Origin of the sequence: Roseibium album, assembly GCF_001404515.1 — a bacterium.
Classification (GTDB): Bacteria; Pseudomonadota; Alphaproteobacteria; order Rhizobiales; family Stappiaceae; genus Roseibium; species Roseibium album.
This window is the reverse complement of record NZ_CXWE01000004.1, coordinates 209,809-233,857: the sequence shown is the minus strand read 5'-3', so window position 1 is coordinate 233,857 and position 24,049 is coordinate 209,809. Positions and strand designations below refer to the sequence as shown.

At 55.3% G+C, this 24,049-nt stretch carries 28 protein-coding genes; 10 read left to right on the top strand and 18 right to left on the bottom strand.

Annotated features, from left to right (window positions below; genetic code table 11):
• The first annotated feature begins 17 nt into the window (after window positions 1-17).
• Window positions 18-911: an alpha/beta fold hydrolase gene (locus LA5095_RS14390; RefSeq protein ID WP_055116853.1), complete on the top strand. Its 894-nt coding sequence runs from the start codon at window positions 18-20 to the stop codon at window positions 909-911.
• Window positions 912-1,020: 109 nt separating this feature from the next.
• On the opposite strand, the gene LA5095_RS14385 is transcribed toward LA5095_RS14390, so the two are convergent.
• The gene (locus tag LA5095_RS14385) at window positions 1,021-1,833 is read right to left on the bottom strand and encodes an enoyl-CoA hydratase (RefSeq protein ID WP_055116089.1); all 813 of its coding nucleotides are present in this window, start codon (window positions 1,831-1,833) and stop codon (window positions 1,021-1,023) included.
• A 169-nt stretch (window positions 1,834-2,002) separates the two neighbouring features.
• On the opposite strand from LA5095_RS14385, the gene cysE reads away from it, so the two are divergent.
• Together cysE and LA5095_RS14375 are read left to right on the top strand one after the other, a co-directional pair.
• The gene (gene cysE / locus LA5095_RS14380) at window positions 2,003-2,824 is read left to right on the top strand and encodes a serine O-acetyltransferase (RefSeq protein WP_055116087.1); all 822 of its coding nucleotides are present in this window, start codon (window positions 2,003-2,005) and stop codon (window positions 2,822-2,824) included.
• Window positions 2,825-2,940: 116 nt separating this feature from the next.
• Window positions 2,941-3,156 carry a DUF3126 family protein gene (locus LA5095_RS14375; protein WP_029061660.1) on the top strand — a complete coding sequence of 72 codons (216 nt, stop codon included), beginning with the start codon at window positions 2,941-2,943 and terminating at the stop codon, window positions 3,154-3,156.
• An 83-nt stretch (window positions 3,157-3,239) separates the two neighbouring features.
• On the opposite strand, the gene LA5095_RS14370 is transcribed toward LA5095_RS14375, so the two are convergent.
• Window positions 3,240-3,953 (bottom strand): hypothetical protein, encoded by a 714-nt coding sequence (locus LA5095_RS14370; RefSeq protein WP_055116085.1) that lies wholly within the window; start codon window positions 3,951-3,953, stop codon window positions 3,240-3,242.
• A gap of 213 nt (window positions 3,954-4,166) precedes the next feature.
• Between LA5095_RS14370 and LA5095_RS14365 the strand changes: the two genes are divergently transcribed.
• Window positions 4,167-4,493 (top strand): DUF6949 family protein, encoded by a 327-nt coding sequence (locus LA5095_RS14365; RefSeq protein WP_208992697.1) that lies wholly within the window; start codon window positions 4,167-4,169, stop codon window positions 4,491-4,493.
• Window positions 4,494-4,499: 6 nt separating this feature from the next.
• The gene (locus tag LA5095_RS14360) at window positions 4,500-5,027 is read left to right on the top strand and encodes a gamma carbonic anhydrase family protein (protein WP_055116080.1); all 528 of its coding nucleotides are present in this window, start codon (window positions 4,500-4,502) and stop codon (window positions 5,025-5,027) included.
• Between the two features lie 154 nt (window positions 5,028-5,181).
• On the opposite strand, the gene LA5095_RS14355 is transcribed toward LA5095_RS14360, so the two are convergent.
• From LA5095_RS14355 to LA5095_RS14330, 5 genes are all read right to left on the bottom strand, one after another.
• Window positions 5,182-5,796 (bottom strand): transglutaminase-like cysteine peptidase, encoded by a 615-nt coding sequence (locus LA5095_RS14355; RefSeq protein ID WP_055116078.1) that lies wholly within the window; start codon window positions 5,794-5,796, stop codon window positions 5,182-5,184.
• A gap of 461 nt (window positions 5,797-6,257) precedes the next feature.
• A complete protein-coding gene (locus tag LA5095_RS33400) occupies window positions 6,258-6,392 on the bottom strand; it encodes a hypothetical protein (protein WP_268873254.1) in 135 nt (44 codons plus the stop codon).
• A 690-nt stretch (window positions 6,393-7,082) separates the two neighbouring features.
• Window positions 7,083-7,598 (bottom strand): hypothetical protein, encoded by a 516-nt coding sequence (locus LA5095_RS14350; protein ID WP_144435994.1) that lies wholly within the window; start codon window positions 7,596-7,598, stop codon window positions 7,083-7,085.
• A gap of 742 nt (window positions 7,599-8,340) precedes the next feature.
• Complete coding sequence (locus LA5095_RS14335; RefSeq protein ID WP_029061668.1) at window positions 8,341-8,970, bottom strand: PilZ domain-containing protein; 630 nt, start codon at window positions 8,968-8,970, stop codon at window positions 8,341-8,343.
• A gap of 334 nt (window positions 8,971-9,304) precedes the next feature.
• On the bottom strand, window positions 9,305-9,949 hold the full coding sequence (locus tag LA5095_RS14330; RefSeq protein WP_029061669.1) for a PAS domain-containing protein: 645 nt from the start codon (window positions 9,947-9,949) through the stop codon (window positions 9,305-9,307).
• Window positions 9,950-10,527: 578 nt separating this feature from the next.
• On the opposite strand from LA5095_RS14330, the gene LA5095_RS14325 reads away from it, so the two are divergent.
• Complete coding sequence (locus tag LA5095_RS14325; protein ID WP_055116070.1) at window positions 10,528-11,313, top strand: rhomboid family intramembrane serine protease; 786 nt, start codon at window positions 10,528-10,530, stop codon at window positions 11,311-11,313.
• Window positions 11,314-11,426: 113 nt separating this feature from the next.
• Complete coding sequence (locus tag LA5095_RS14320; protein WP_055116068.1) at window positions 11,427-11,858, top strand: CBS domain-containing protein; 432 nt, start codon at window positions 11,427-11,429, stop codon at window positions 11,856-11,858.
• Window positions 11,859-11,952: 94 nt separating this feature from the next.
• Here LA5095_RS14320 and LA5095_RS14315 read toward each other — a convergent pair whose 3' ends face one another.
• The 10 genes from LA5095_RS14315 to folE all read right to left on the bottom strand — a co-directional run bounded on the left by LA5095_RS14315 (window position 11,953) and on the right by folE (window position 20,090).
• Window positions 11,953-12,219, bottom strand: a complete 267-nt coding sequence (locus LA5095_RS14315; protein ID WP_208992696.1) for a hypothetical protein — start codon at window positions 12,217-12,219, stop codon at window positions 11,953-11,955.
• Between the two features lie 66 nt (window positions 12,220-12,285).
• Window positions 12,286-12,993 (bottom strand): NapC/NirT family cytochrome c, encoded by a 708-nt coding sequence (locus tag LA5095_RS14310; RefSeq protein ID WP_055116066.1) that lies wholly within the window; start codon window positions 12,991-12,993, stop codon window positions 12,286-12,288.
• Between the two features lie 32 nt (window positions 12,994-13,025).
• Window positions 13,026-13,478 (bottom strand): nitrate reductase cytochrome c-type subunit, encoded by a 453-nt coding sequence (locus LA5095_RS14305; protein WP_055116064.1) that lies wholly within the window; start codon window positions 13,476-13,478, stop codon window positions 13,026-13,028.
• Complete coding sequence (gene napH, locus LA5095_RS14300; protein WP_144435993.1) at window positions 13,475-14,407, bottom strand: quinol dehydrogenase ferredoxin subunit NapH; 933 nt, start codon at window positions 14,405-14,407, stop codon at window positions 13,475-13,477. The genes LA5095_RS14305 and napH overlap by 4 nt, the downstream gene beginning before the upstream one ends.
• Entirely contained in the window at window positions 14,404-15,216 is an 813-nt protein-coding gene (gene napG, locus LA5095_RS14295) for a ferredoxin-type protein NapG (RefSeq protein ID WP_055116062.1), read from the bottom strand. The genes napH and napG overlap by 4 nt, the downstream gene beginning before the upstream one ends.
• A 29-nt stretch (window positions 15,217-15,245) precedes the next feature.
• Window positions 15,246-17,738 carry a nitrate reductase catalytic subunit NapA gene (gene napA / locus LA5095_RS14290; protein WP_055116060.1) on the bottom strand — a complete coding sequence of 831 codons (2,493 nt, stop codon included), beginning with the start codon at window positions 17,736-17,738 and terminating at the stop codon, window positions 15,246-15,248.
• The gene (locus tag LA5095_RS14285; protein WP_055116058.1) at window positions 17,725-18,027 is read right to left on the bottom strand and encodes a chaperone NapD; all 303 of its coding nucleotides are present in this window, start codon (window positions 18,025-18,027) and stop codon (window positions 17,725-17,727) included. The genes napA and LA5095_RS14285 overlap by 14 nt, the downstream gene beginning before the upstream one ends.
• Window positions 18,024-18,545 (bottom strand): ferredoxin-type protein NapF, encoded by a 522-nt coding sequence (gene napF / locus LA5095_RS33520; RefSeq protein WP_055404274.1) that lies wholly within the window; start codon window positions 18,543-18,545, stop codon window positions 18,024-18,026. The genes LA5095_RS14285 and napF overlap by 4 nt, the downstream gene beginning before the upstream one ends.
• A gap of 398 nt (window positions 18,546-18,943) precedes the next feature.
• Window positions 18,944-19,411 carry a phosphoribosyl-AMP cyclohydrolase gene (hisI, locus tag LA5095_RS14275; RefSeq protein WP_055116055.1) on the bottom strand — a complete coding sequence of 156 codons (468 nt, stop codon included), beginning with the start codon at window positions 19,409-19,411 and terminating at the stop codon, window positions 18,944-18,946.
• 43 nt (window positions 19,412-19,454) lie between these two features.
• Window positions 19,455-20,090 carry a GTP cyclohydrolase I FolE gene (gene folE / locus LA5095_RS14270; protein ID WP_055116052.1) on the bottom strand — a complete coding sequence of 212 codons (636 nt, stop codon included), beginning with the start codon at window positions 20,088-20,090 and terminating at the stop codon, window positions 19,455-19,457.
• A gap of 287 nt (window positions 20,091-20,377) precedes the next feature.
• On the opposite strand from folE, the gene LA5095_RS14265 reads away from it, so the two are divergent.
• The 3 genes from LA5095_RS14265 (at window position 20,378) to LA5095_RS14255 (ending at window position 23,097) form a co-directional block, all read left to right on the top strand.
• Window positions 20,378-20,830 (top strand): iron-sulfur cluster assembly scaffold protein, encoded by a 453-nt coding sequence (locus LA5095_RS14265; RefSeq protein ID WP_055116050.1) that lies wholly within the window; start codon window positions 20,378-20,380, stop codon window positions 20,828-20,830.
• A 30-nt stretch (window positions 20,831-20,860) separates the two neighbouring features.
• Window positions 20,861-21,217: a membrane protein insertion efficiency factor YidD gene (gene yidD / locus LA5095_RS14260; RefSeq protein ID WP_055116048.1), complete on the top strand. Its 357-nt coding sequence runs from the start codon at window positions 20,861-20,863 to the stop codon at window positions 21,215-21,217.
• 98 nt (window positions 21,218-21,315) lie between these two features.
• Window positions 21,316-23,097: a B12-binding domain-containing radical SAM protein gene (locus LA5095_RS14255; protein WP_055116046.1), complete on the top strand. Its 1,782-nt coding sequence runs from the start codon at window positions 21,316-21,318 to the stop codon at window positions 23,095-23,097.
• Here the strand turns inward: LA5095_RS14255 and LA5095_RS14250 are convergent.
• Window positions 23,092-23,991 carry a DMT family transporter gene (locus LA5095_RS14250; protein ID WP_055116044.1) on the bottom strand — a complete coding sequence of 300 codons (900 nt, stop codon included), beginning with the start codon at window positions 23,989-23,991 and terminating at the stop codon, window positions 23,092-23,094. The two genes, LA5095_RS14255 and LA5095_RS14250, sit on opposite strands and share 6 nt — an antisense overlap.
• Window positions 23,992-24,049: the final 58 nt, after the last annotated feature.

Here is a 24,049-nt window from a genome sequence, read left to right as displayed (position 1 = left end):
GAATGACAGAGGAATACATGGGGCCGAAACGGGTTGAGTTTCAGGGGGCTGAACAGAACTGGCTGATCGCTGACAGATACGGAGAAGGCGATCAACCTGTCATCTTGCTTCACGGCGGCGGGCAAACACGCCATTCCTGGGAGGCTGCGGCTGCGCGGATCGCAACCCTCGGCCATCCCGTCTATTCTCTCGATCAGCGCGGTCATGGAGAGAGCGACTGGGTTGCATCCGGCACCTACAGTTTTGAAGATTTCAGCAAGGACCTTGTTGCAGTTACCCGGCAGGTCGTTGCACTCCACAGCGCCAAACCGGTCGTTGTCGGCGCCTCGCTTGGCGGATTTGCCGGTATGCTTGCCGAAGGGCAGGAAAATCCGGGCGGTCTTTCGGCGCTCGTCCTGGTGGATATCACACCTCGGATCGACATGGGTGGTGTCAGCAAGATCATCGGATTCATGGGAGACCGGGTCGAAGAAGGCTTTGTGGATGTCGAAGAGGCGGCGGATGCCATTTCACGGTATCTGCCAAACCGGACAAGGCCGAAAGATCTCTCGGGTCTCGCCAAGAACCTGCGCTTGCATGGCGATGGCCGCTATCGCTGGCATTGGGATCCGGCTTTCCTGAGATCGAGACAGCACGAAGACCCGAAGTCGTCAGACCAGATTCAGGCAAACATGCTTGTGGCTGTGGGCAATCTCACCTTGCCCGTTCTGCTGATACGCGGGCGGAATTCCGAACTGGTCTCGATGGAGCATGTACAGGAATTCCTGGCGCGGGTGCCTCATGCGAAATTCACGGACATCCAGGACGCCGGGCATATGGTTGCCGGAGACCGCAATGATGTGTTTGCGTCAGCCGTGGAGAACTTCCTGCTCGAATTGAGGGCGGATGCGGTCCCTGCCTTGAGCAGGTAATGATAATGGTCTCAGAGATTTGCGGAGGTTTCATGAGAAAACGAATCCGCCGACGGTGAGCTATTTGCGCATGCATTGGCAGTCGCACAGGCAACCAGTGTTTCCGTTGTCATCGACCTGAGAATACAGGCTCGCGTTTTTCCAGAAAAGCCCTGCAACCCTCGTCGTAGTCGGCGCTGTCGATACAGTTCCGGGCGTTCAAACGATCATTTTCAAGTTTCTCTTGTGCGGCGTTGTCGGACAGATTGTTCACCGCCTGTTTTGCTGCCCTCACAGATAGCGGCGCATTTGCACAGATCGCGTTGCACAGGGCCTCGATCCGAGCATCAAGGGCGTCGGGGCTCAATACCTCGCTGATCAATCCCATTTGTAGCGCGGATTCCGCCGAAAACCGCTCGCCGGTGAACAGGATCTTCTTTGCGTCAGATGGGGAGACAACTTCCAGGAGATCAGACAAGGCATCCGGAGGATAGGCCAACCCGAGCCTGGCTGCCGGAATTCCGAACAAGGCCGTTTGCGAGGCGATCCTCAGGTCGCAGGCAAGTGCCAGCCCCAGTCCGCCACCGAGACAGGGACCTTCGATCGCAGCGATCACAGGAACTGCAACATTCTTGAGCGCCTTGAAGGCCGCAACGTTGATCGCGTCATACCGCATCGCGGCTTCGGGGGTCGAGCGGATTGCCTTGAATTCGGAAATGTCCGCACCAGCGCAGAAACTCCTCCTGCCAGCTCCTCGGATGACGCAAACACGAATTTCCGGGTTTGCCGTCAGCTCGTGAAGTCGTCCGGGAATGCGCTCCCAGGCGGACAAGGAAAGTGCGTTTTTGCGGTCCGGAGCGTTCAGAACAATTTCCGCGACTTGGCCACGAATTGCCAGAATCGGGTTGTCCGTTTTCACGGCACTGTTTCCGTCATGTGGCATTCTTGTTCCTCAAATTGTGATCGCCGGGCAGCTAGAACGCCAGAAATCTTAAACTTTCCCGTTTCATAAAAGGGTTTCATATCTGATATCAGCAAGTTTCATTTTGGAATATCCGACGACAGTCCTATTTTAGGATAACGTTTGTGACGGCTTGAAAAGGAGACAGGCCATGTCGGCATCGATATCGAAGCCCGACGTAGAACGCGTTCCGACCCATGATCCGGTCTGGCAGAAGTTACGCGACGAGGCTCAGCAGATGGTTGCCGTCGAACCGGCGCTGTCCTCCTTTGTCTATGAAACTGTTCTCAATCACGACAGTCTCGAAGAAGCGGTCTTGCACAGGTTGGGGGACAGGCTCGGAAGAGATGTCGTCTCCGCGTCACTCATCCGGCAAACCTATCTTGAAGCGCTTGCAGATGAACCGGAACTGGCCAAGATTTTCCGTGTCGACATCGTGGCCGTCTTCGATCGCGATCCGGCCTGTTTCCGCTACCTGGAACCGGTTCTCTATTTCAAGGGTTTCCATGGGCTTCAGACCCACCGTCTTGCGAACTGGCTTTGGCGCAAGGGACGCAAGGACTTCGCACTCTATCTGCAGAGCCGCGCGTCGGAAGTGTTCCAGATCGACATTCACCCGGCTGTTCCGGTCGGGCGCGGCATATTCATAGATCACGGTACAGGCATTGTTGTCGGCGGGACTGCTGCTATCGGCGATGATGTTTCCATCCTGCAGGGCGTTACTCTGGGCGGTACTGGCAAGGAAGGCGGCGATCGCCATCCTAAGATCCAGAACGGTGTCCTTATTGGTGCGGGTGCAAAAGTCCTCGGTAACCTCGAGATCGGCCATTGCTCGCGTATCGCCGCCGGATCTGTCGTACTTGCGGATGTGCCCGAATGCACAACGGTGGCTGGTGTTCCGGCCAGAATCGTCGGCAAGGCGGGATGTGCGGAACCGGCACGCAGCATGAACCAGTTGCTTGGTGATGACTGAAGGTCTGTGCGGAAAAAGGAACCGGGGGATAGTTTGCGGAAAGGGTTTGGCATTTTGGGCTGGTCTTATAGGGTCCGCGCGACTAAATAGCAGACGGCATTTACAAGGAGAGCGCCGTGAAACCCGATGAAATCCGCAAGATCGAAGCGTACCTGCGTTTGAAATTCGAGCTGCAGAGCCTTCAAGTGCGGGCCCGTCCGCGCAAGGACGACTCCGCAGAGGTCTATATCGGCGAAGAATTTATCGGCGTGATCTTCCGCGACGACGAAGACGAGGATCTGAGCTGGAACTTCCAGATGGCTATTCTGGAAATCGATCTGGACGAGGTCTGAGTCTCAATCGAACCATTTGACAAGGGCGGCCTTTCTCACGAGAGGCTGCCCTTTCCTGTCTTCCAGCGTCGAGCGGCCTGAGGTCAACTCTGCCGAAATGCTCTTACCTTGCGGACAATGGCGTCGTCGATCTGCCGCCAGTTTGCCAGCAGATCTTCATCGAAGCGGTACCTGAGTTCCAGACCCGACGTCATGACAATCGCCCGGTAACACATTGCTTCGTGCCTCGACTTTGAAATCACACATCGGGCGATGAAGCCGTTCGGTCGCGCCGGATCGTAGACGATCAGATCACGTTTGGCTGCACCTCGTGATGAAAGCGTTAGTATCTTGAGGCCATCAGGTCCGTTCATTTCACCGCCTCGCGCAAGGCGTCTGTAAAACGGGTCCAGACGTGCTCTCATGCTCTCGCGGCCCGGATTATGCTCCAGGTCTACAACCAGCGTGCGCCCGGTGGCACCGAACCTGCCAGCACCCGGAGATCCTGTCACAGGGGCAAGACCCGGCCATGTCATGGACAGCTTCAACGATCTCACGTTTGTTTCGCCACCGAAGATCCGCGAACGTTGTTTGGGCCTGGCGATGTAGTCGACGGGGAGAACAAATCCTGTATTGCCGATTGTAATGGTCACCGGGCCGGACGCTGAATCGGAAGATGCGTAGGCATCCCAGTTGCTGGTCCAGTAGGCAGCCCGTTCCACGATATGTGCCGCGCCAAGGACCAGTATCGCGAGCATCAGCAACCTGAATCGGCGGGGGTTGGCACCGCTGGCGGTCGGGAGCGTCATCGGGATCATCGGATCTGATCCCGTCGGCCGGGTGCTCTGGTATGGGACAGAGTGTGTCGAAACGGAACAGGTGTTCCGATCGAGGATGCCTTGTCGTTTGCCCCATATGGCCTGAAGTCCAGGTTTTTGCCCATTTACCCGTCCGGCACAGTCTTTGCATTTGACCGTTTAGAATTTGTTAATCAGTTTCCGGCCGGACCAGTTAATAAGAGGTTAATGGGCGTGTTCTTCTCTCTTCTTCTCGTTGGATATGTCGCGAGCGCAGGCTTTGTTGCAGCAGGTGTTCTCGGAAGCCTTTATCAACTTGTCACCAGACAACCGCCAAAATTTTCCTTTTCGGGCGAAAACCTGCTCGCTTTTCTAATCGAGGTTTTCCTTTGCGTCTTTGCCGGACCGTTTATCATCATGCGTAACGCCATTCGGGGGCGCAGGATCGAAAAGCGGCCGCTCGGCTGGCTTGTGGCGTCATCCACGATTGCCGGGATGTGGAGCATGTGCTCTGGTATTCTGGTCATGAATGTCGCTCTGATTGTCGCCGGTTACACCTGAGGTTCCATGCCGACTTATGCACTTGACGGCCGTGCGCCGGATTTTCCTCAAAACGGCGATTTCTGGATTGCGCCGAATGCAACCCTCATCGGTGATATCAGGCTCCGCGAGGCGGCGAGCGTCTGGTTTGGAGCCATCTTGAGAGGTGACAACGAACCGGTGATCGTCGGTCCGCGCTCGAATGTGCAAGATGGCTGCGTCTTTCACACCGACATGGGTTACCCGCTCACGATCGGCGCGGATTGCACGATCGGGCACAACGCGATCCTTCACGGATGCACCGTCAAGGACAATTCGTTGATCGGTATGGGCGCGACAGTGCTGAATGGAGCCATTATCGGCTCCAACTGCATTATCGGTGCGAATGCACTGATCGGCGAAGGCAAGGAAATCCCGGACAATTCACTGGTTGTCGGCATTCCGGGCAAGGTGGTTCGCACGCTGCCGGACGAGGCAAAGGACAATATCCGCAAGTCAGCTGAAGGCTACGTTCGAAACTGGCGGCGCTACAGGGATGGCCTCTCGGAGACCTGAGACGAAAAAAGTTCCCACCCGACCAAAAAAACGGGAACCGGCCTGCGGGGGGCGGGCCGGTTCCCTGGATCCGGTCGTGGTAGGGATGGGGAGGGTGGGGACGCGACCGGATCGTCCTGACGGCCCTGCAACAGGCCGATCCCTATCCTTGTGCTTACTGAGACACGGAACTGACGGTGGTCACGCGCGTGTCGGAGATGCCTGTCCACCTGACGGATGAACTTGGGGACTGGCGCTTGATGTAACGGTAAGGTGTTGAATACCAGGGCAGGACAGCCTCGATCTGGTTGTCCAGGATCATGTCGCCGTGGTCGGTCCTGACGGTCAGCACCGCGTGGCCCGCATTGTCCACATCCTTGGCGACTGTGATGAGCAGAGCGCTTTTGGGCCAACCGGCTTCTATCAGGACGCGCTGCTTTTCCAGAACATATTCTTCGCAGTCACCGTAACCATTCACCGGGTAGGACCAGTGCTCGATCTTGCCGAAGAGGTCGTCGTCTGTCATCGGCTTTACACGACGGTTGACCTTTGCATTGATCGCGATCAACTGGTTCCAACGCGCTTCATTGAGCTTGACCACAACCGGTTGATAGCGTTCTTTCGGGCAGGCCCAGGCATTGTCGCGGCAGAATTGCTTGTGACCGATTGGTGCTTTGGTCACCATATTCATGTCCATGAAACGGCCAGGGTCGGCAAGTGCCGGAGATCCGGCAAAGACACCCGTCGCGATCAATGTTGTGATAAAGAGAAGCTTTCCAAGTAAATTCATCGTAACACCCTCCCCAAGGCTGATGTAACGATGACTCAATGCTTTTTACTTCGCGAAAAACTTCGAAGTAAAACCTTATTTATACTTTAATCTAATTCGATTTTTATTTTAGTAAAATGAAATTTTCTTTTTAAGAAAACTTGAATCGAATTTGTCTAAAATTTTATCGATCTCCTGGAAGCGTGTGAAATTGTTGATGATTGTTGGACGGGGCCGTGTCAGGATCGGGGTGGAGAACAAATCCAGGTCGGCGAAGCAATCCTGATTTCATCCGTCTGGCGCAAGATTCGGGGCGGAAATATAATTTCCTGCAATCGGATTTTTTTCAAAAACACGGTGGCACTTCCGGCCGAGCAATGTGGGTTCGTTCGGGTAAACGAAAAAAAGAACCAGGTTTGAACGCAGATCTCAGCGCCGCCCGGATTGATCGATCGGGCGGCGCTGATTGACAGGCCTGGTTTCTATCTGTCTTTGCGGTTGCCTTTGTTGGCGTCCCGGAACGAGCGATACTGTTTCCAGGGCAACCATTGAAGTCGCGAACGGTTGAATGTCAGTCCGTCGCGCACCAGTAGACAATGTGCGGTGTGTAGGTTCATCAGTTTCCTCCTTTTTACTCATCTGGTGCACATGGTGCGCCTATTCAATAACCGGAAGCCACGGCGAGAGCGTAATTTTGTTAAATATCTGCAATGTTTAAATTGCAATGGAAGCATACGCTACTGCAAAAATTTTCTGATTTTTTATAAAATCTGAGCACGAAGAAATATTAATAAAGATAAATTCTCACGCGTATACATGCAGAATCTAGCTATTTTTTTGTTTTCCAATTTTACATTTACTGCAAATGGACCGGACACTGTAATTGGTGGCGGTGAACGTTTTAATGTTGTGTTCGTCTTGAGTGTTGATCGACTGCCGCGTGATCACCAGTGAATTTCAAACCGGGAAACCGTAGCGGCATTGTTCTCCCAAAAAAGGGGCGCTTGGTGACGTATCTTCGGCGTTTGTCATCACAATCCAAATGTTCACGACTTCCAATCCGGAAAGGTCAGCTGAGTTGGAAATGGATCAAGAGCATTGCGAACGGGGCGCTCAGGTGTGAACTCCAACTCGTCATGGGTCAAAAACGGCCAAGTCTCATCCGCGAAATTCTGGCAATCCACAGAAAGGTACGCTCTGCCGAGAATGTAACCCGTTCACCTGACCGGGTGACGCTTTCCCGGGTGTTTTCGAAGATCTTGGTAGAGCAGTCCTGCAAGAAGACGCAAAACTTCCACGTCCGAAGATCACTCCGGGTTCTGCGCCGCTCTCCCGAGAACATCAGCACACACTTTCAGCTGCTGTAAAACAATCGGAATCTTGACGGCATCAACTGCAATACTGAACGACGAATTCTCCGGTTTGACGATCAACAGGGTTTGCTTCACGAGAAGATCGATTTCCGTCTGTGACAGTGGCCTGTCCGTCCTCAAGGCGAAATCAAGTCCGGCCTCAGCCGGAACCGTTATCTGCTCATCGCCATAGGACACTAGAAGGTTGATGTTGAATTTCGTGCCCTGGACAAAGACACCGGGCCAAAAATAGGCGTCGATCGAAACGCCTGGATTGGCCAGATCATGAACAAACCAGAAAGACATGTACGGAGCGTGGCTGGTCTCGATGACCGGCCGATTGACCGCCTTGCATTTGGTTTTTTCATTCCAGACTGTCCAGTTGCCGTCCTGATACCAGAATCTGACGTCGGACTTTACGGTTGTCGTCATCAACAACAACAAGCACAGGGCAGCAAGAGATCTGCTCATGGCCGGCTCCCTCGTTTGATATCCCAGCATAACACTTATTCTGAAAGCGTCGCAGCTGACTATTCAGGAAAGCGCTTCGCGGTCCAAAATGATCCGACGCGGTGACCACGGTTTCCATGAGGTGAAAGATGGCATGAAGACCGGGCGGAAACGACTGGAATTTCAATTGCGGCCAAGAGAGACGAAATTCCCGTCAATCCAGATAGGGGCAAACATTGCATTGGCCAGTCAACGTCAAGGTGTTTATCGCTGCGGTGCCCGCATTCACACGAAGTACACCAGATTCTCGAAATCGATCAAAATACAACCCAAAATGGGAATCGTGTTCTGTCATTGGGAGGCGACAGACGGGTTCTGGAAATAGGAATTTTCGCTAAGATATTGTTTAAGTGATGTTTTCTTGTTTCCTGTCATTTGGCATGTTCCTTGTATTCCTGACTCTAGAACACACGAACTGGAGGCAGACAAATGAACATTCTTCTTGAAGACCTGAAAACTGCCATGAATCAAGAACGCAGGAACAAGTTAGCGCGAAATTCCCGTCCGAACCGGGGACCGCAGGTGGCTGGCAGTTTGGAAAGCCAATACAAACCAGTGGGTATCGCAGCTCTGACGGCCGCATCGCTGTGCACGAGTGTACGTGCAACCACGAAAAAGTAACCTGGCAAATCAGTAAGTTAAGTCTCGAGGGAGCCGTTCAAAACGCAGCTCTCTCAATCTTCTGGCTGGGGCAGGAATAGCTTCAGTCAGGCGCAGAGATATGGTGTTCCAGCAACTCGCGGCTCTGGACGGCGGCGAATTCGACGGCAATGCCGCCTTCGATGCGCCGGACGACGCGGGCCTGCATCTTGCCGAGAGTAATCGGATCACCCATTTCGGGACTGCTGTCCGTTGCGATGGCTGCCCCGGAAAGGGACACATCGATTATCCGGCAGACATGTTCCGAACCGTCCGGCAGGATCATCTTCGTCATGGGATTTTTCGGCACGAAACGGTCGTGGCGGCGATCTTCTGGAAGATTGAGCTCATCCCTGTTGGCGAGCCAGGTCAGGACGTTCGCGATCTTGTCGCGCTTGCGGGCGGTGTTGCGCAGTTCAACGGCAAAACCGCCGTCAATCACCCGCGAAATACGTCCCTCGACGCGGCTCAAATGATCAAGATAAGCAATCACCCGTTCACCAACACGCCCTTCGACAGGAGTGATCATGGCCATTCCGCCTGGTGACATATCGATGATCTGACAGGGGTATTCCCGGCGGTCCTCCAACATGAAACGGCCAAGTATATCGACCTGAACACGTTGATGCCGCCGGCGGTCCGTGACTTGAAGCGGTTTGCTTCCTTCTGGTGCTGTTGCCAATCCGGCGTCCATGCCTGCTCTATCCAAACAGTGTGTCCCGCACCAAGTGGCCGAAACCCGAATCCCCAAACGTCTCACTCATACATTAGGCAGATGAGGTTAACGATGTGTAAGAATTGGGACACTCAACTGCTTTTCGACGTTAAAAATTTCATCAGTTTTCCAGCGGCGCAACGAAAGTGCGCAACTTCCTATAAATTGCATCGGGAAAAATTACCACTCCTGGAAAAAGAGAGAGGTGTCGACATCAAGTTTGAGGCGAGAATTGTGACGCCGCGTTAGAAAACCCGGTTGATTCCGGGTTTTCGGATAGTGGGGCGTGTTTGATGCGTCTTGTGCGAAGCGGTCAGGACTTGCCGCCGCTATAGACTGTCAGATGACCGACCTTGCGCTCGGCACCCTGGGGCAGGGTGGGCGCCGGCATGCTCATGCCTTCTGCCGTGAAGCGTGGCAGGATAGGATTGACCGCTGCCGGTGCGTCGGCAAAGAAGGGCCGCTCGTCGGGCCAGACAAGACGCAGGCTGCTGATCGACTGGTTCAGGATCGGGTGCAGGCCGATCCAATAGGGCTTTTCCATCGGTGTACAACTTCCGAGGATGCGGATCCGGCCTTCTCCAGGCACATTGAGAGGGACGAGCAGCATTTCCATATGCAGAACCTGATCCCGCTCGGTGTGACCGCTAACGCCAATGACCGCCGCTGCCGCGTCTTCCGTAATGGCAGCAACAAGGCTTTCCAGAGCTTCACGATCCTTCGTGCTCCAGCCACGCAGGAAGTTCCTGCCTTTAAGTTCACGGCAATGGGCTGAACAAAGGCGCGTTCCGGCCAGGCGGTAACGCACGTCCTGGGGTCCTTTTGTTTCCAGAATAAAGGTATCTCCCAACAGACCGCGAATTTCGCCGGGGTCGACTTCACTGCGGTTCGGGGCTGGACGGGCGCCGCGCAGGTTGTCCCAGTAAGAATAAAGAGTTTGCGTTACGCCGTGTTTCATCTTGCTTCGCCTCATCGCCATTATTCGCCCCGTGTATCGTCTCAAGACACTACTGTTTCAAAATGGGGCGCTTGTCCGATCCTGTGTTTGACTGACCTCTACTAAGCATGGGGCGTGCCAAGTGGCTGATGGATATGAAACAATGAGGTGGGGCAGGTGTTAAGGTTAATTTTCGGTGTTGCTTGTCTTCAGTCGGTGGTGCTGGCAGCTTAACGTTCTGTTCAGATATATGGCGAGGCAAACAGCCTCGGCGGTTCAAGCCGAAAACCCGGCAATGGAGCGAAGCAGGACGCAAGCGCGCAAACACAATTGAGCGCTGAAGTTCTTCGAAACTGAACAGTGACCTGACAAGAGCGCGTGGGGACGCGACCGACCTTTTGGGGGGAAGACAGGACGCCGGCGCCCGGGATCTCATCCGATCTCGATTTGCACCGGCGTCCTTGCTTTTTTCGCGCAAATCCGCTGCGGCAATCTGAAAAGACATTCACCATTTGAAGGAAATGATCGCCTGATCATCAAGCCGCCCTTGTTTTGTCCGGGATCTTGCTTAGAAGAAATAGGGGAAAGAGCGAGATTCCATGAACGTATACAAATTCGACGAAGAACGCAGCCGGCGTGAACAAGCCGAAAAGCAGCAACCGCCCAGAAGACCTGCCGGCCCGCCTGCGATCAATCTGCCTGATATCATCATCTGGCTCAGTGGAATTCTGATTGCGATTCATCTCGTACGGGTGTTCCTGCTCCCGGTTGTCTGGGACAATCTCATCCTCGTCCTTTTTGCTTTCTGGCCGGTGAAATACTCGATTTTTGCGGGGCTCTCCGCGCTGGACATGGCTTCGGCGCTTTGGGCATTTGTCACTTATTCCCTGCTGCACGGCAGTGCGACACATATCATTTTCAATCTGCTCTGGATGGCGATCTTCGGCAGCGCGGTTGCACGCAGGTTCGGCGTCAGCCGGTTTCTGCTCTTTTCGGCGCTGTGTTCGGTCGGGGGAGCACTTGCACACCTGGCGACGAACTGGGGCGAGGGCGTTCCGATGATTGGCGCGTCGGCAGCGATTTCCGGTCAGATGGCAGCCGCGATTCGCTTTGTCTTCGAACTGGGCGGCCCGCTCGGTGCCATCCGTCGTACCGATCGCGAAGCCTACATGGTGCCGGCGAAGCCGCTGGCCGATTGTTTCCGCAATCAGCAGGTCCTGGTCTTCGTTGCCGTGTGGTTCGGGCTCAATCTCTTTTTCGGTCTCATGAGCGGTCCGGTTGCCGGACAGCCGGCAAGTGTCGCCTGGATGGCACATATTGGCGGCTTTGCCGCCGGCCTCGCGCTGTTCCCGTTTTTTGATCCTGTACCGAGGCGGCGTTTCTGACCTGCCGGTCGAAATGGCGCAGTGTTAATGGTTTGCGTGATCCCATTTTTTTGCCATGATACCTGCATCCGGTTTTAACACGGGCTGGTTGACGCTGAGGGAGGTATTGTTAGATGACCGTTGCCGCAATTCTGAGTGGGAAGGGCCACGACACCATTACAGCAAGCAGTGATGCACTGCTGAGCGACATTTGCGAAACCCTGGCAAAACACAAGATCGGCGCAGTGGTGGTTTGTTCCAGGGACAAGGCCATTGAGGGAATTGTTTCAGAACGCGACATTGTGCGCGTGATCGGGACACAGGGACCATCTGCGCTGAAATTGCCGGTCACGAGCGTCATGACCAAGGAGGTCGTGACATGCAACGAGGGCAACAGTGTCAATGAAGTGATGGCGCGCATGACACAAGGCAGGTTCCGTCACATGCCGGTGGTGAAAGACGGCAAACTGACCGGTGTGATCTCAATCGGCGACGTGGTGAAGCACAAGATTGCCCAGGTTGAACTCGAAGCCGAGCAGATGCGAAACTATATTTCCATGTCCTGAGACAACACGTGTTCCATGTGTAAAAAGGCTGGCTCGTGCGCCAGCCTTTCGTGTTTTTTGATACCGAGCAATTCATAGCTCCGCGGCAGAAGTTTCAGACAGTCGCCCCCTTGTGCCGGATGGCACACCCGACGCTGCTTGCAAGCACACCGACCAGAACCGCTATGAAAAGGTCGATCATCTGAACTTCTGCCAGCTTGAAACCTGCAAACACCAGTGTCTCCGCAATACCGACGAAACCTCCCATGACGGCCGCAAACATCCAGTTCCGGGTCATCATGCCGAGCGCTAGACCCAGAATCCCCGGCAGGCTCAAAACGTTTCCACCAATTGTTCCAAGTAAGTCGAGGATACCAAGCATGCTTCAGCCTTTTCCAACGAATGAGAGTGAGCAGGCGCCGGCATTCGTGTTCCGGCGCCGGGCAAGTTATTTTTCAGACAAGTCAGCGACGTAAGACCTGATCGCGGCGACATCTTCGGACGGGTCAACGGGCAGGGCGTTGCTTGCCTGCAATTCCTCAACAACTTCCCGGTAACGTTCCTGATATCCAGGTGCCAGGTCGTGCGCGATACCCTGGTGGCAATCGATACATGTCAGGTTTTCGTCGAGAGCGCGCTGGTGCTCCGCTGCGGCGCGCGTTTCCTGGATCGTAAAGTCCATGTATTTGAAGTTATGGCAGTTCCGGCACTCGCGGCTATCGGACAGTTTCATCTTGCGCCAGACAACTGCAGCCATATCCCCGCGGTGCGCCTCGTATTTTTCCGGGGTGCTGATTGTCCCGACCACTTCATGATAGACATCCTTCACTGCCATGATCTTGGCTTTCAGCTTGTGTTGCCACTCGTGAGGAACATGGCAATCCGAGCAGATCGCGCGCACGCCTGAATGGTTGCTGTAGTGAATGGTTGTACGGTATTCGGCGAGGTTGGTTTCCATGGTGTGGCAGCTGGTGCAGAACTCTTCTGTGTTGGTGAGCTCCAGTGTCCAGTGAAAACCGCCCCAGAACATGATTCCTCCAAGGAACCCCGCAAGCAGCACGAACCCTGCGCTCAGTACTGCGGTCGGAGTCCAGAACCAGTTCCAGGCGCGGCGGATCGGGTTTCCCGGCTTTCCGTTTTCTGAGTTTTCAGCCATTTTTCGAAGGCTCCTTGTAACGGTTCAGCGCGTCAGCGGGTTTGGATGGGAGCGGACGGTTCAAACTGATTGTCGACCAGGGCTGGAACATCAGCTTGCGGCACATGGCATTGATTGCAGAAGTATCTTGTTCCCGCGATGTGATCGAGTTCGTTGCCTTCACGGTCGAGATAGTGGGTCATCGAGAGCGTTGGAGCACCGCGTTCACCAGCCTTGGTCCAGTCATGACATGACAGACACTGATTGGTGCGAATGTCGATCTGGTACTGCGCAATGGAGTGTGGGATCAGCGGCGGTTGCTGGCGGTAATTCCTCTGCATTCGGCCTTCCTTTTCCGCCCATTTGAAATCCGGGCCGAGCCTGTTCAACTCGTCTACAGGATCAGATCGCATGGCCTTGACTTGATCCTGCTGAGCGACGGCAAACCCGCCAATGCCAACAAGAACTGCGAGGGCGGCGACACCCGCGAGTACCGACTTTTTCATTGAGAACACTCCTTGTGTATCTTGCTTGCGGCGCTCTGTTCAGGCGCGGATTGAGGGCTCGGTTCGACAATCCGCTCGTCGAACCGGTGGGTGAAGGAAAAAACGTGTTGTGCACAGACGTCGATAAAGCCACCGCAATTGGTGCAGTCACCTGCAAGGATGATCGGCGAACTGCCGGGAGCGCCCTTGAGGGCAGGGGAAATGACCTGTTTTTCCGGACAAACGGCATAGCAGTCCATGCAATTGTCGCAGGCATCCCGGTTTGCGGCACTCACGCGGACGAGTGCCACTTTCCCGATCAGGCCGTAAAACGCGCCGACTGGGCAAATATGGCCGCACCATCCCCGACGTGCGACGAAGAGATCGAAAAGAAAGACCCCCGCTGCCACAATCCACGCCGAGGCAAGGCCGAAGACCAGGCCCCTGTGTATGATTGTGACCGGATTGATTGCTTCCCAGGCAATCGTTCCCGTTAGCAGCGAGACTGCCAGCACGATCCCAACAAGCCACAAACGGGTAGAACGTTTTGGTTGCCAGCCTTTCGGCAGGTCAAGGCGGCGGTGTACCCAGTGAGCTGCATCCGTCACCGGATTTACGGGACAAACCCAGGAACAATACGACCGACCGCCAAGGAGAACATAGGCGACAACTACGATCAGGGCGCCGAGCAACGCAGTTGCCGAAGGCCAGTGGCCGGCGACAAAACTTTGTGTTGCCACAAAGGGATCGGTCAGCGGCAGGATGTCGAACGTCATGGAACCGGCGAGTGTTCCCTTGGTGATCCAAAGACCGAACAGGGGACCGGTCAGAAAGAGCGCGAGGAACAACAGCTGGCTTGCCCTGCGCAGCAGCAGGAAGCGCCTGGAGCCGATCCAGCCCTTCTCTTCCAGGGCTTCAAATCCCACGGGACGGTGCGTCTCCACACTCATTGGCCGCCTCCGGGAAGTTTGAAGGTCGGTTCGAAACCACCGGGCGCGGCAAGATTGTCGGTGCCCGGCCCCGGCAGGCGATCGGGCAGGTCGATCAAGCCTTCGACGAGGGGAGCGCCATTTGCTTCTTTTTCTTCCCAGCCCCGGCGATAATGATCAGCGGCCTCGCCGCGCGCCAGTCGCACAGGCAACACCTTTATCGCTGCCTCTGGCAATACGCAGCTTTTCTCGCAGAGCCCGCAGCCCGTGCAATGATCCGCATGCACTGTCGGGGCAAAAATGGCGTGATGGCCCGAGCGCTCGTCGTGCGATGCCTTCAGCGAGATCGCCTCGTCAATCGACGGGCAGACACGATAACAGACATCACAACGCAGGCCGTGGAAGTTCAGGCAGTTTTCCTGATCCACCAGGACTGCTGTTCCCATGCGGGCGTCGTCAATATCCTCCAGTGCTGGATCAAGTGCGCCGGTCGGACATGCCGCGACGCACGGAATGTCATCGCACATTTCACAAGGAACCTTGCGAGCAGTAAAATAGGGGGTTCCCGTCGCCGGACCTTCTTCGCCGAGATCTGCGAGTTTCAAAGTGTCGAACGGACAATCGCGCGCGCACAGGCCACAGCGAATGCAGGCGCTCAGGAAATCCGTCTCCGGCAAGGCGCCAGGTGGCCGAAGAGCATCGGCCGGCAATGCCCGCGCATCACTTGCCACATACCCGAGCCCGAGCCCCGCGACCGCGCAGCCGCAAGCCATACGCGCGGTGTCGGTCATAAAGCGACGGCGGGAATGTGAAAGCTGTGGCATTGCCATGGCAAGGATCCGGGTCCGGGTGGACGCGCCTAGGCGCGTTCCACCTTGCAGGCACACTTCTTGAAATCGGTTTCCTTCGACAACGGGCAAGTTGCGTCAAGCGTGAGCTTGTTCGTAAGCTGACCCTCGTCAAACCACGGCATGAACACCAGTCCCTGGGGCACCTTGTTACGACCACGTGTCGCCAATTTGCTGCGCACTTCGCCGCGACGTGTTGAAACGAGGATTTCCTGACCGTTTCTCAATCCGCGTGCTTCGGCGTCGGATGGATGCATGAACACAACCGCAAGCGGGAATGCCCGGTGCAACTCCGGGACGCGACGGGTCATGGATCCGGAGTGCCAGTGTTCAAGAACACGGCCCGTGCAGAACCACAGGTCGAAAGTTTCATCCGGCATCTCAGGCGGATCTTCGTACGGCGCAAAAATGATCTTGGCCTTGCCGTCCTTGTGGCCGTAAAAGCGGACTTCCTCGCCTTCGGGCACATAAGGGTCATAGCCTTCGCGGAATCTGTAAAGTGTTTCCTTGCCGTCGACGACCGGCCAGCGCAGCCCGCGCGCCTGATGATAAGTCTCAAAGGGTGCGAGGTCGTGGGCGTGACCGCGCCCGAAGTCTGCATATTCCTCGAAAAGACCCTTTTGAACATAGAAGCCGAAGTGTTCGGCATCGTCGTTCTGGAAACCTTCCGCGGTTTCGCTTAACGGGAACTTGTCGACCTGGCCGTTGGCAAACAGCACATCGAACATCGTCTTGCCCCGGTGTTCGGGCATTTCGGCGAGCAATTCTTCGCCCCAAACTTCTTCAACGGTGAAGCGTTTGGCGAATTCCATGAGTTGCCACAGGTCTGATTTGGCTTCTCCCGGCGCCGACACCTGCTGACGCCAGAATTGGGTACGGCGCTCCGCGTTGCCGTATGCGCCTTCTTTCTCGACCCACATGGCGGTCGGCAGGATCAGATCCGCGGACACTGCGGTGACTGTCGGATAGGGATCGGAGACAGTGATGAAATTTTCCGGATTGCGGTATCCGGGATAGCCTTCCTCATTGATATTTGGGGCGGCCTGCATGTTGTTGTTGCACTGAACCCAGTAGGCGTTGAGAACACCATCCTTCAGTTTTCTGTGCTGCAGGACGGCGTGGAATCCCGGTTTCGGCGGGATCGTCCCCGCAGGGATCTTCCAGGCAGTCTCGCAAATCTCGCGATGCTTGTCGTTGGCCACCACCATGTCCGCGGGCAGCCGATGGGCAAAGGTTCCGACTTCCCGGGCAGTGCCGCAAGCAGACGGCTGACCGGTAAGAGAGAAGGGGGAGTTGCCTGGCTCGGAAATCTTGCCGGTCAGAAGATGCACATTGTAGCAAAGCGAGTTGACCCAGGAACCGCGGGTATGCTGGTTGAAGCCCATGGTCCACAGGCTCATCACCTTGCGATCCGGGTCGGCGTATTGTTCTGCCAGAAGTTCAAGCTTTTCAGCAGGAACGCCAGACAGTTCGGACACCTTGTCCACCGAATACTCCGCGACTGAAGCTGCATATTCGTCGAAACTCATGCCTTCCAGTTTGCCGGAATCCGGATTTGCGGCTGCTTCCTGAAGAGGGTTTTCAGGTCGCAGGCCGTAACCGATATCGGTCGCGGTCTTGGTGATGTTCACGTGCTTGGACATGAAGTCTTCATTGACGCGACCGGTCGAGATGATGTGGTTGGCGATATAGTTCAGGATGGCAAGATCGGTTTGCGGCTTGAAGATCATGCCGTTGTCGGCAAGTTCAAAGGAACGATGCTCGAACGTGGAGAGAACGTGTACCTGGGCGCCGGGCTTGGTCAGGCGGGTGTCGGTAAGGCGCGACCAGAGGATCGGGTGCATTTCCGCCATGTTGGAGCCCCAGAGCACAAATGTATCAGCGTGCTCGAAGTCATCGTAACAACCCATTGGCTCGTCGATGCCAAAGGTCCGCATGAAGCCGACAACAGCGGAGGCCATGCAGTGACGTGCATTCGGATCGATGTTGTTGGAGCGGAAGCCGGCCTTCATCAGTTTGGCTGCGGCATAGCCTTCCCAGACGGTCCATTGTCCGGAGCCGAACATACCGACCGAGGTCGGCCCTTTCTTGGCGAGTGCTTCTTTCCATTTCTGGGCCATGACATCGAAGGCTTCGTCCCAGCTGACCGGTTCAAACTCACCATTCTTGTCGTAGACGCCATTGGTCTTGCGCAACAGCGGCTGGGTCAGGCGGTCTTTGCCGTACATGATTTTCGAAAGGAAATAGCCCTTGATGCAATTCAGGCCCCGGTTTACCGGTGCATCCGGGTCCCCCTGGGTTGCAACCACCCGGTCATCCTTGGTGCCAACGAGAACAGAGCAGCCTGTGCCGCAGAAGCGGCAGGCTGCCTTGTCCCAACGTATACCGGTGGACTGGACCTGCGCCTGAGCTGCCTCGTTGCCGAGAGAAATACCGGCTGCGGAAGCCGTCGCGGCAGCCGCGGTCGCCTTCAGAAAGGTCCTGCGGGATTCAGAGGTTGTCATGGGTCTGGTCTCCGGCTTGGCTAGGTTTGGCTGGCAGAGAGGCGGCATCATCCGCCGCTAGATCTTCGAAGTGATGATAAGTGAGGGTGACAGAAACTACGCCCGGGATCTGATGCATCTCCATGATCAGCTCGGAAGCCTTTTTTTCCGGAGTGTCCTCGACAACGACGACAAGACGACCGTCATCGTCACACGCATGAATTTCGGCACCCTTCATTGCTTCAACCCGCTTGCGCACTTCGGGTACCGCCGGGGCAGTCGCATGAACGAGACAGCCGCAAATATTCATGTCGGGTCCTTTTGTTGCTCCGGCTGGAGCCGCTTGAATGTTATTGCAGCGACTGGACAGCCATAAGCGCACGCACCACAACCGGTGCATTGATCAATATCAACGATTGGTTCCGATGCGCCGCCAATCGCAAGCTTGAATCGAATCGCTTGCGGTTCGCACGCGTCCTCGCAGGCACGGCAGGTGATTGCCTGAAGCGACAGACATTTGTCCGAAACGTCGGCTCTCCATGGCCAGTCTAACTCACGGGAGAGGTCCAACGCACCTGAGGGGCAGGCTTCTGCGCACGCACCGCAAAAGGTGCAGGCACCACTTGAAAAATCCAGCACCGGACCGCGGTCGTTTCCTGGTTTTATGATTTTTTCAGGGCAGGAAGCGACGCATTCCTTGCACTCCGTACAATGTGCCAGAATGGACGATTCGTCGGACCAGGGAGGTCTGATCGAATCTGATTTCGGTTGGCTGGCAAATTTCAGGAACGCTCGCCTGCTCACTGATACATCTGGCCGGCTGGACATGGCGTCAACCCGTCCCTGGCGTTTGCAAGGTAACTGATATTGGTAAGGTAACTGATATTGGTATGGAGCGTCGCTGGATTGCAGCTTCGACTACCTGACGTGCGGAAGCCAAGACCACGGACTGCAGACGATACGCGTGGCGTTCATTCCAGTGATCGGTATCACTGTCTTCTGCCATAACCTCTCCCTCAGCATGGACAGACAGAGACGGCTATTGTTCGAGTCTTTTAGCCTTGAGACCGAGCTTAGGCTGCTGAACACCTCATGGGGTATAAGGGAAACTACGTATTAAATTATATATATAAATTCGAATTTATGATAATTAGTTGATTTTTATATATAAAAAATCCAACGAAGAGATGATTATCCTGAATTAGTGTCGAAACGGAAACAAGGTCTCAGTCTTTGTTGTAAACCTCGGCCGGATCGTAAACTTTTTCGGTCTCGACAGGTACCAGCCCGACAGGCACCCCTGAAGCACCATTGTGCGATGTTACCACTTTCCGGAAGAAGCAGGACCGGTAGCCGACGTGGCAGGTGGCGCCGTTGCCTGCAACCGAGACCTTCAACACCAACGCATCCTGGTCGCAGTCGGTGAGAATTTCGTGCACGGTCTGAACCTGACCGGAGGTTTCTCCCTTTTTCCAGAAACTTTTGCGCGAGCGACTCCAGTACCAGGCTTCGCCTGTAACGATTGTCCGCTTCAAGGCTTCTTCGTTCATGTAGCCGACCATCAGCACTTCCCCGGATGCAACATCGGTCACTACTGCGGCAATCAGACCGTCACTGTCGAATTTCGGCATGAGTAATGTGCCGTTTTCGACGGTTTCCTTGTCACCGCGATCGGATAATTGGGGATTGCACATGGGAAGTAGCCCTTGCCTAACTCAAGTGGGCAAGGGCCCTCGTTCAGAGACCCTTGCTGCGCACCATGGTCATGAACTTGGCCTGTTCGGCCGGATCATCCTGGAAAACGCCGGTGAACTGTGTGGTGATCGTGGAGACCCCCGGTTTTTGAACGCCGCGCATGGTCATGCACTGATGCTCTGCTTCGAGCATTACCGCCAAACCACGCGGCGCGAGGGTATCGTCAATGACCGATGCAATTTGCGCAGTCAAGTTTTCCTGTGTCTGCAGACGCTTGGCATAGATATCGACAACACGTGCAAGCTTGGACAGACCGACGACGCCTTCAGCCGGATAATAGGCGATATGCGCTTCGCCGATAAAGGGAAGCATGTGATGCTCGCAGTGCGAATGAAACGGTATGCCGCGCACAAGAACAATGTCCTGATAACCACCGACATCCTCGAACGTTCGCTCCAGGTGCTCGGCCGGATCCTCAAAATAGCCGCTATAGAGCTGGCTCAGTGCCTTGACGACCCGTTTCGGCGTCTCGACCAGACCTTCACGGTCCGGGTCGTCGCCCGTCCAGGCAAGAATTGTCCGAACTGCGGCTTCAACTTCCTCGCGACTCGGCCGAAGCAATTGCTCCGGCGATTTTCTCTCAAATCTCTTTTCAACCGGCTTGAGGACAGCGTCCATCGGGATCCTCGCAAATTTACCCTTGTCACTCGTCATACGGCGCCCGTTCTTGCACAGATCATGAAGTCCTCGCTTGAAGGCCGGGGACCCTTATCATACTCCACACAAAAAGCGAACGCACAGTTTCTGAGCGGGTTGAGCCGGTTTCCAGCGCACATACGACGCCGTATACTACCAACTGCGACCACTCTGCCCCTTGCGAAATTGCCGTGGCGTCTGATCTATATATAGGAAAGCAAAGCGCCATCAATGTGTCGCGCATCACAGGCTTTCACGAAGAGGCGAGAATGCTTGACGACATCTACAACGCGAAGATCCTTGAATTCGCCGGAAACATCCCCCGAATCGGCCGTCTTGAGCAACCTGACGCAACGGCGAAGGCACATTCCAAACTTTGCGGCTCGACGGTTCTCGTTGACATATGTGTGAAGGACGGTGTGGTGAGCGATTTCGCTCATGACGTAAAGGCCTGTGCATTGGGACAGGCATCTTCCTCGATCATGGCCCAGAATGTCGTCGGAGCCAGCGTCGCCGAGTTGCGGGATGCACAAAAAACCATGCGTGCCATGCTCAAGGAAGGTGGCGATCCGCCCAAGGGCCGTTTCGAAGATCTGAAGTTTCTGGAACCGGTTCGTGAATACAAGGCACGCCACGCCTCCACGATGTTGATTTTCGACGCCGTCGTCGATGCGCTCGACCAGATTGAAGCCAAGGCCGAGAAAGACGGAGCGGCGGCATAACTCCTCTCAAACGTCCGGTCTGTTAGAACCATGTGCCAGCGGCCAGACACCGAATCCCGTCGGAACAGGCGTTTGTCTGTTCCCGGTCGTGTGGCGATTGGTCTCATCTGGATTTACCGCCATTCCCTCTCCCTGTTCATGGGACGAGGGTGCCGATATGCACCGACCTGTTCGGACTATACCGAGCAGGCTATCCGGCAATACGGTTTCTGGACCGGTGGATGGATCGGATTGGCGCGCATTCTCAGATGTAATCCCTGGGGCGCATCCGGGTTTGATCCTGTTCCCGAAACGCTTCCTGACAAGACGCACTGGTTCATGCCATGGCGCTATGGGCGTTGGACGGGACGGCACATTCCGGAAAAATACCGGCTGGATGACCAATAATCATGAAATAGCCTGTTCGGTATAGCCTCTGTCTGCCATTGACCTAACGTCATCCGGATGCGACGTTTCCGTATCAGCCGAAAGGCCGGGGAGGGCACATGGACGCGCGCGATTTCCACTTCGTGATGATAAAGCCGACTCACTATGACGACGACGGCTATCCGATCCAGTGGCTTCGATCAGCCATTCCATCAAACACACTCGCCAGTCTGAACGGTCTGGCAGAAGCTGCCCGCGATCGCAATGCGCTCGGAGAACACGTTCGCATACACCTTCATACCTATGACGAAACCAACAAGCGGGTGCGCCCCGAAAAGATCGCGCGGGACATCAAACGGCAAGGCGGAAAGGCCCTGATCGCACTTGTTGGCGTTCAATCCAATCAGTTTCCGCGTGCAACGGACCTTGCCCGGAGGTTCCTGAAGGAAGGACTGCAGACCGCCATTGGCGGGTTTCATGTGTCCGGCTGCATTTCGATGCTCGACGACATGCCGGACGAAATGGTCGAACTGCAGGCAGAAGGCGTCAGCTACTTTGCCGGCGAGGCCGAGGACCGTCGTCTCGACCAGTTCTTCCGCGACGCCTGGAACGGTGATCTGAAACCGCTCTACAACTTCATGGCTGATCTGCCGTCGCTCGAAGGCGAACCGACCCCGATCCTGCCATCCAAGCACATTCAATTTACCGCGGGATCACATTCCAGTTTCGATCTTGGACGCGGCTGCCCGTTTCAGTGTTCCTTTTGCACCATCATCAACGTACAGGGCCGCAAGAGCCGGTTCCGCTCCGCCGACGACCTGGAGCAGATCATCCGTGACAACTACGAACAGGGCATCAACCGCTTTTTCATCACCGACGACAATTTTGCTCGCAACAGGGAATGGGAACCGCTTTTCGACCGTCTGATTTCCTTGCGCGAGAAAGAAAAATTCGACATCAAGTTCATCATCCAGGTGGATACGCTCTGCCACCGGATCGAGAATTTCATCGAAAAAGCCACGCGCGCAGGGGTGAACCGCGTATTCATCGGTCTGGAGAACATCAATCCCGACAATCTGCTGGCGGCAAAGAAGCGCCAGAACAAGATCACCGAATATCGGGAGATGCTGCAAAAGTGGCGGGCAAATGGCGCGACCACCTATGCCGGTTACATCATCGGTTTTCCGGGAGATACCAAGGAATCGGTTCTGCGAGACGTTGAAATCATCAAGAACGAATTGCCGCTCGATCTTCTGGAGTTTTTCTACCTGACACCGCTGCCCGGGTCGGAGGACCACAAGGTTCTGCTGTCCAAGAGAAGCTGGATGGACCCGGATCTCAACAAGTACGATCTCAATCACCGGGTTTCACACCATCCGAAAATGACTGATGCGGAGTGGGAAGAAGCTTACCAGGAAGCCTGGGAAAGCTACTATTCTGATACCCATGTCGAAACCGTGCTGCGAAGGGCGGCATCGCACAGGAAAGGCCGGCCCGGTAACAAGCTGTTCCTCATGATGTGGTTCAAGCTGATGATCCAGTGCGAAGGTGTTCATCCCCTGGAGGGTGGCTATTTCCGCCTGAAATTCCGCAAGGATCGCCGCAGCAACCTGCCGGTCGAAAGTGCCCTGTCATTCTATCCGGGCTATTTGTGGGAGATTGTCGCCAAACATTGGGCCTATGTCTCGTCGACCTTGCGGGTTTACCGGATTTATCGAAAGGTCAAGTCTTCGCCGGAGCGGCATAGCTATTCGGATATTGCCATCGAGGAGATCGAAAAGGACGGCGAGGAGGCTCTTGCCATGATCCAGGAAACGCGCGGCGGTGTCGAGGCGGTTGCTAAGACGGCGCGCGATGCATCGATCGTCAAGGCAGCCAAGGAAAGGGCCGTGGCCTCATAGCGTGGAAGCAGGCTGTTTCTTTCTCCTCACAAGTTTCCAATCGAGTGTCATGCCTGCGGCCGCAAGGATGATGGCCCCAGCACCCAAAAGCTGCACGATGTGAAGTTCCTGTCCGAATGCCGCATAATCGACGACGATGGCGACCACCGGGTAGATGAATGAGAAAGCGCCCTGCAGGTAGGTCGGAAGTTTCTGAACCGCGCCGTACATCAGGATGTACATGAGGCCCGTGTGGATGGCGCCGAGCGTGACCAATGCGCCCCAGGCAACGCCTGTGTCAGGCAATTCAGACCAGCCGACAAACGGAGCGAGCATCAAAACGCCGACGCAGACCTGCACGAGCGCGATCAGTTGCGGCGGTGTACCGGTGAGTTTTTTCGTCAATAGTGCGGCAATCGCCCAGAAAAACGCAGCGCCAAGGGCAAGCGCGATGCCGAGTGCATAGTCGGTGCCGTCGGATCGGTTGGCGCCGGACTTTGCCTGAACAATGAAAAGAACACCTGCGAAAGCGATCACCAGCCATGAAATCTTGGTTGCTGTTATGCGTTCACCGAGAAAAAGCGCACCGAAGCCGACGAGAATAAATGGTTGTGTGTTGTAGACGGCTGTCGCTATTCCGATCGAAGCTTCGCCATAGGCCGTGAAGAGCATCGCCCAGTTGATGACGATAGCGATACCGCCAAGGACAGCCAGCAGCAGTTGCCTGAGCGATATCCATCTGCGCAAGAGGCCCTGAGCCGCACAAATCGCGAACAAGGCCAATGCACCGAACGCACATCTCCAAAAGACGACATCGATTGCAGCCTGTCCCGAGATCACGACAAAAAAACCGATTGTGCCAAGGATGGTCATAGCCGCCATCATTTCGGCAGCGCCACGCACAGTCTTGTCCATTTCTGCCTCGCAATGTGTTTCAAGGCTTCGAGGATGACAAAGGGAGTGACATGGTTCC

What these genes read in the sequence shown, in the direction of transcription:
- LA5095_RS14390 (WP_055116853.1), top strand. Translation starts at nt 18, where the DNA reads ATGGGGCCGAAACGGGTTGAGTTTCAGGGGGCTGAACAGAACTGGCTG.
- LA5095_RS14385 (WP_055116089.1), bottom strand. Translation starts at nt 1,833, where the DNA reads ATGCCACATGACGGAAACAGTGCCGTGAAAACGGACAACCCGATTCTG.
- cysE (WP_055116087.1), top strand. Translation starts at nt 2,003, where the DNA reads ATGTCGGCATCGATATCGAAGCCCGACGTAGAACGCGTTCCGACCCAT.
- LA5095_RS14370 (WP_055116085.1), bottom strand. Translation starts at nt 3,953, where the DNA reads ATGATCCCGATGACGCTCCCGACCGCCAGCGGTGCCAACCCCCGCCGA.
- LA5095_RS14360 (WP_055116080.1), top strand. Translation starts at nt 4,500, where the DNA reads ATGCCGACTTATGCACTTGACGGCCGTGCGCCGGATTTTCCTCAAAAC.
- LA5095_RS14355 (WP_055116078.1), bottom strand. Translation starts at nt 5,796, where the DNA reads ATGAATTTACTTGGAAAGCTTCTCTTTATCACAACATTGATCGCGACG.
- LA5095_RS33400 (WP_268873254.1), bottom strand. Translation starts at nt 6,392, where the DNA reads ATGAACCTACACACCGCACATTGTCTACTGGTGCGCGACGGACTGACA.
- LA5095_RS14350 (WP_144435994.1), bottom strand. Translation starts at nt 7,598, where the DNA reads ATGAGCAGATCTCTTGCTGCCCTGTGCTTGTTGTTGTTGATGACGACA.
- LA5095_RS14335 (WP_029061668.1), bottom strand. Translation starts at nt 8,970, where the DNA reads ATGGACGCCGGATTGGCAACAGCACCAGAAGGAAGCAAACCGCTTCAA.
- LA5095_RS14330 (WP_029061669.1), bottom strand. Translation starts at nt 9,949, where the DNA reads ATGAAACACGGCGTAACGCAAACTCTTTATTCTTACTGGGACAACCTG.
- LA5095_RS14325 (WP_055116070.1), top strand. Translation starts at nt 10,528, where the DNA reads ATGAACGTATACAAATTCGACGAAGAACGCAGCCGGCGTGAACAAGCC.
- LA5095_RS14320 (WP_055116068.1), top strand. Translation starts at nt 11,427, where the DNA reads ATGACCGTTGCCGCAATTCTGAGTGGGAAGGGCCACGACACCATTACA.
- LA5095_RS14315 (WP_208992696.1), bottom strand. Translation starts at nt 12,219, where the DNA reads ATGCTTGGTATCCTCGACTTACTTGGAACAATTGGTGGAAACGTTTTG.
- LA5095_RS14310 (WP_055116066.1), bottom strand. Translation starts at nt 12,993, where the DNA reads ATGGCTGAAAACTCAGAAAACGGAAAGCCGGGAAACCCGATCCGCCGC.
- LA5095_RS14305 (WP_055116064.1), bottom strand. Translation starts at nt 13,478, where the DNA reads ATGAAAAAGTCGGTACTCGCGGGTGTCGCCGCCCTCGCAGTTCTTGTT.
- napH (WP_144435993.1), bottom strand. Translation starts at nt 14,407, where the DNA reads ATGAGTGTGGAGACGCACCGTCCCGTGGGATTTGAAGCCCTGGAAGAG.
- napG (WP_055116062.1), bottom strand. Translation starts at nt 15,216, where the DNA reads ATGGCAATGCCACAGCTTTCACATTCCCGCCGTCGCTTTATGACCGAC.
- napA (WP_055116060.1), bottom strand. Translation starts at nt 17,738, where the DNA reads ATGACAACCTCTGAATCCCGCAGGACCTTTCTGAAGGCGACCGCGGCT.
- LA5095_RS14285 (WP_055116058.1), bottom strand. Translation starts at nt 18,027, where the DNA reads ATGAATATTTGCGGCTGTCTCGTTCATGCGACTGCCCCGGCGGTACCC.
- napF (WP_055404274.1), bottom strand. Translation starts at nt 18,545, where the DNA reads ATGTCCAGCCGGCCAGATGTATCAGTGAGCAGGCGAGCGTTCCTGAAA.
- hisI (WP_055116055.1), bottom strand. Translation starts at nt 19,411, where the DNA reads ATGTGCAATCCCCAATTATCCGATCGCGGTGACAAGGAAACCGTCGAA.
- folE (WP_055116052.1), bottom strand. Translation starts at nt 20,090, where the DNA reads ATGGACGCTGTCCTCAAGCCGGTTGAAAAGAGATTTGAGAGAAAATCG.
- LA5095_RS14265 (WP_055116050.1), top strand. Translation starts at nt 20,378, where the DNA reads ATGCTTGACGACATCTACAACGCGAAGATCCTTGAATTCGCCGGAAAC.
- yidD (WP_055116048.1), top strand. Translation starts at nt 20,861, where the DNA reads ATGTGCCAGCGGCCAGACACCGAATCCCGTCGGAACAGGCGTTTGTCT.
- LA5095_RS14255 (WP_055116046.1), top strand. Translation starts at nt 21,316, where the DNA reads ATGGACGCGCGCGATTTCCACTTCGTGATGATAAAGCCGACTCACTAT.
- LA5095_RS14250 (WP_055116044.1), bottom strand. Translation starts at nt 23,991, where the DNA reads ATGGACAAGACTGTGCGTGGCGCTGCCGAAATGATGGCGGCTATGACC.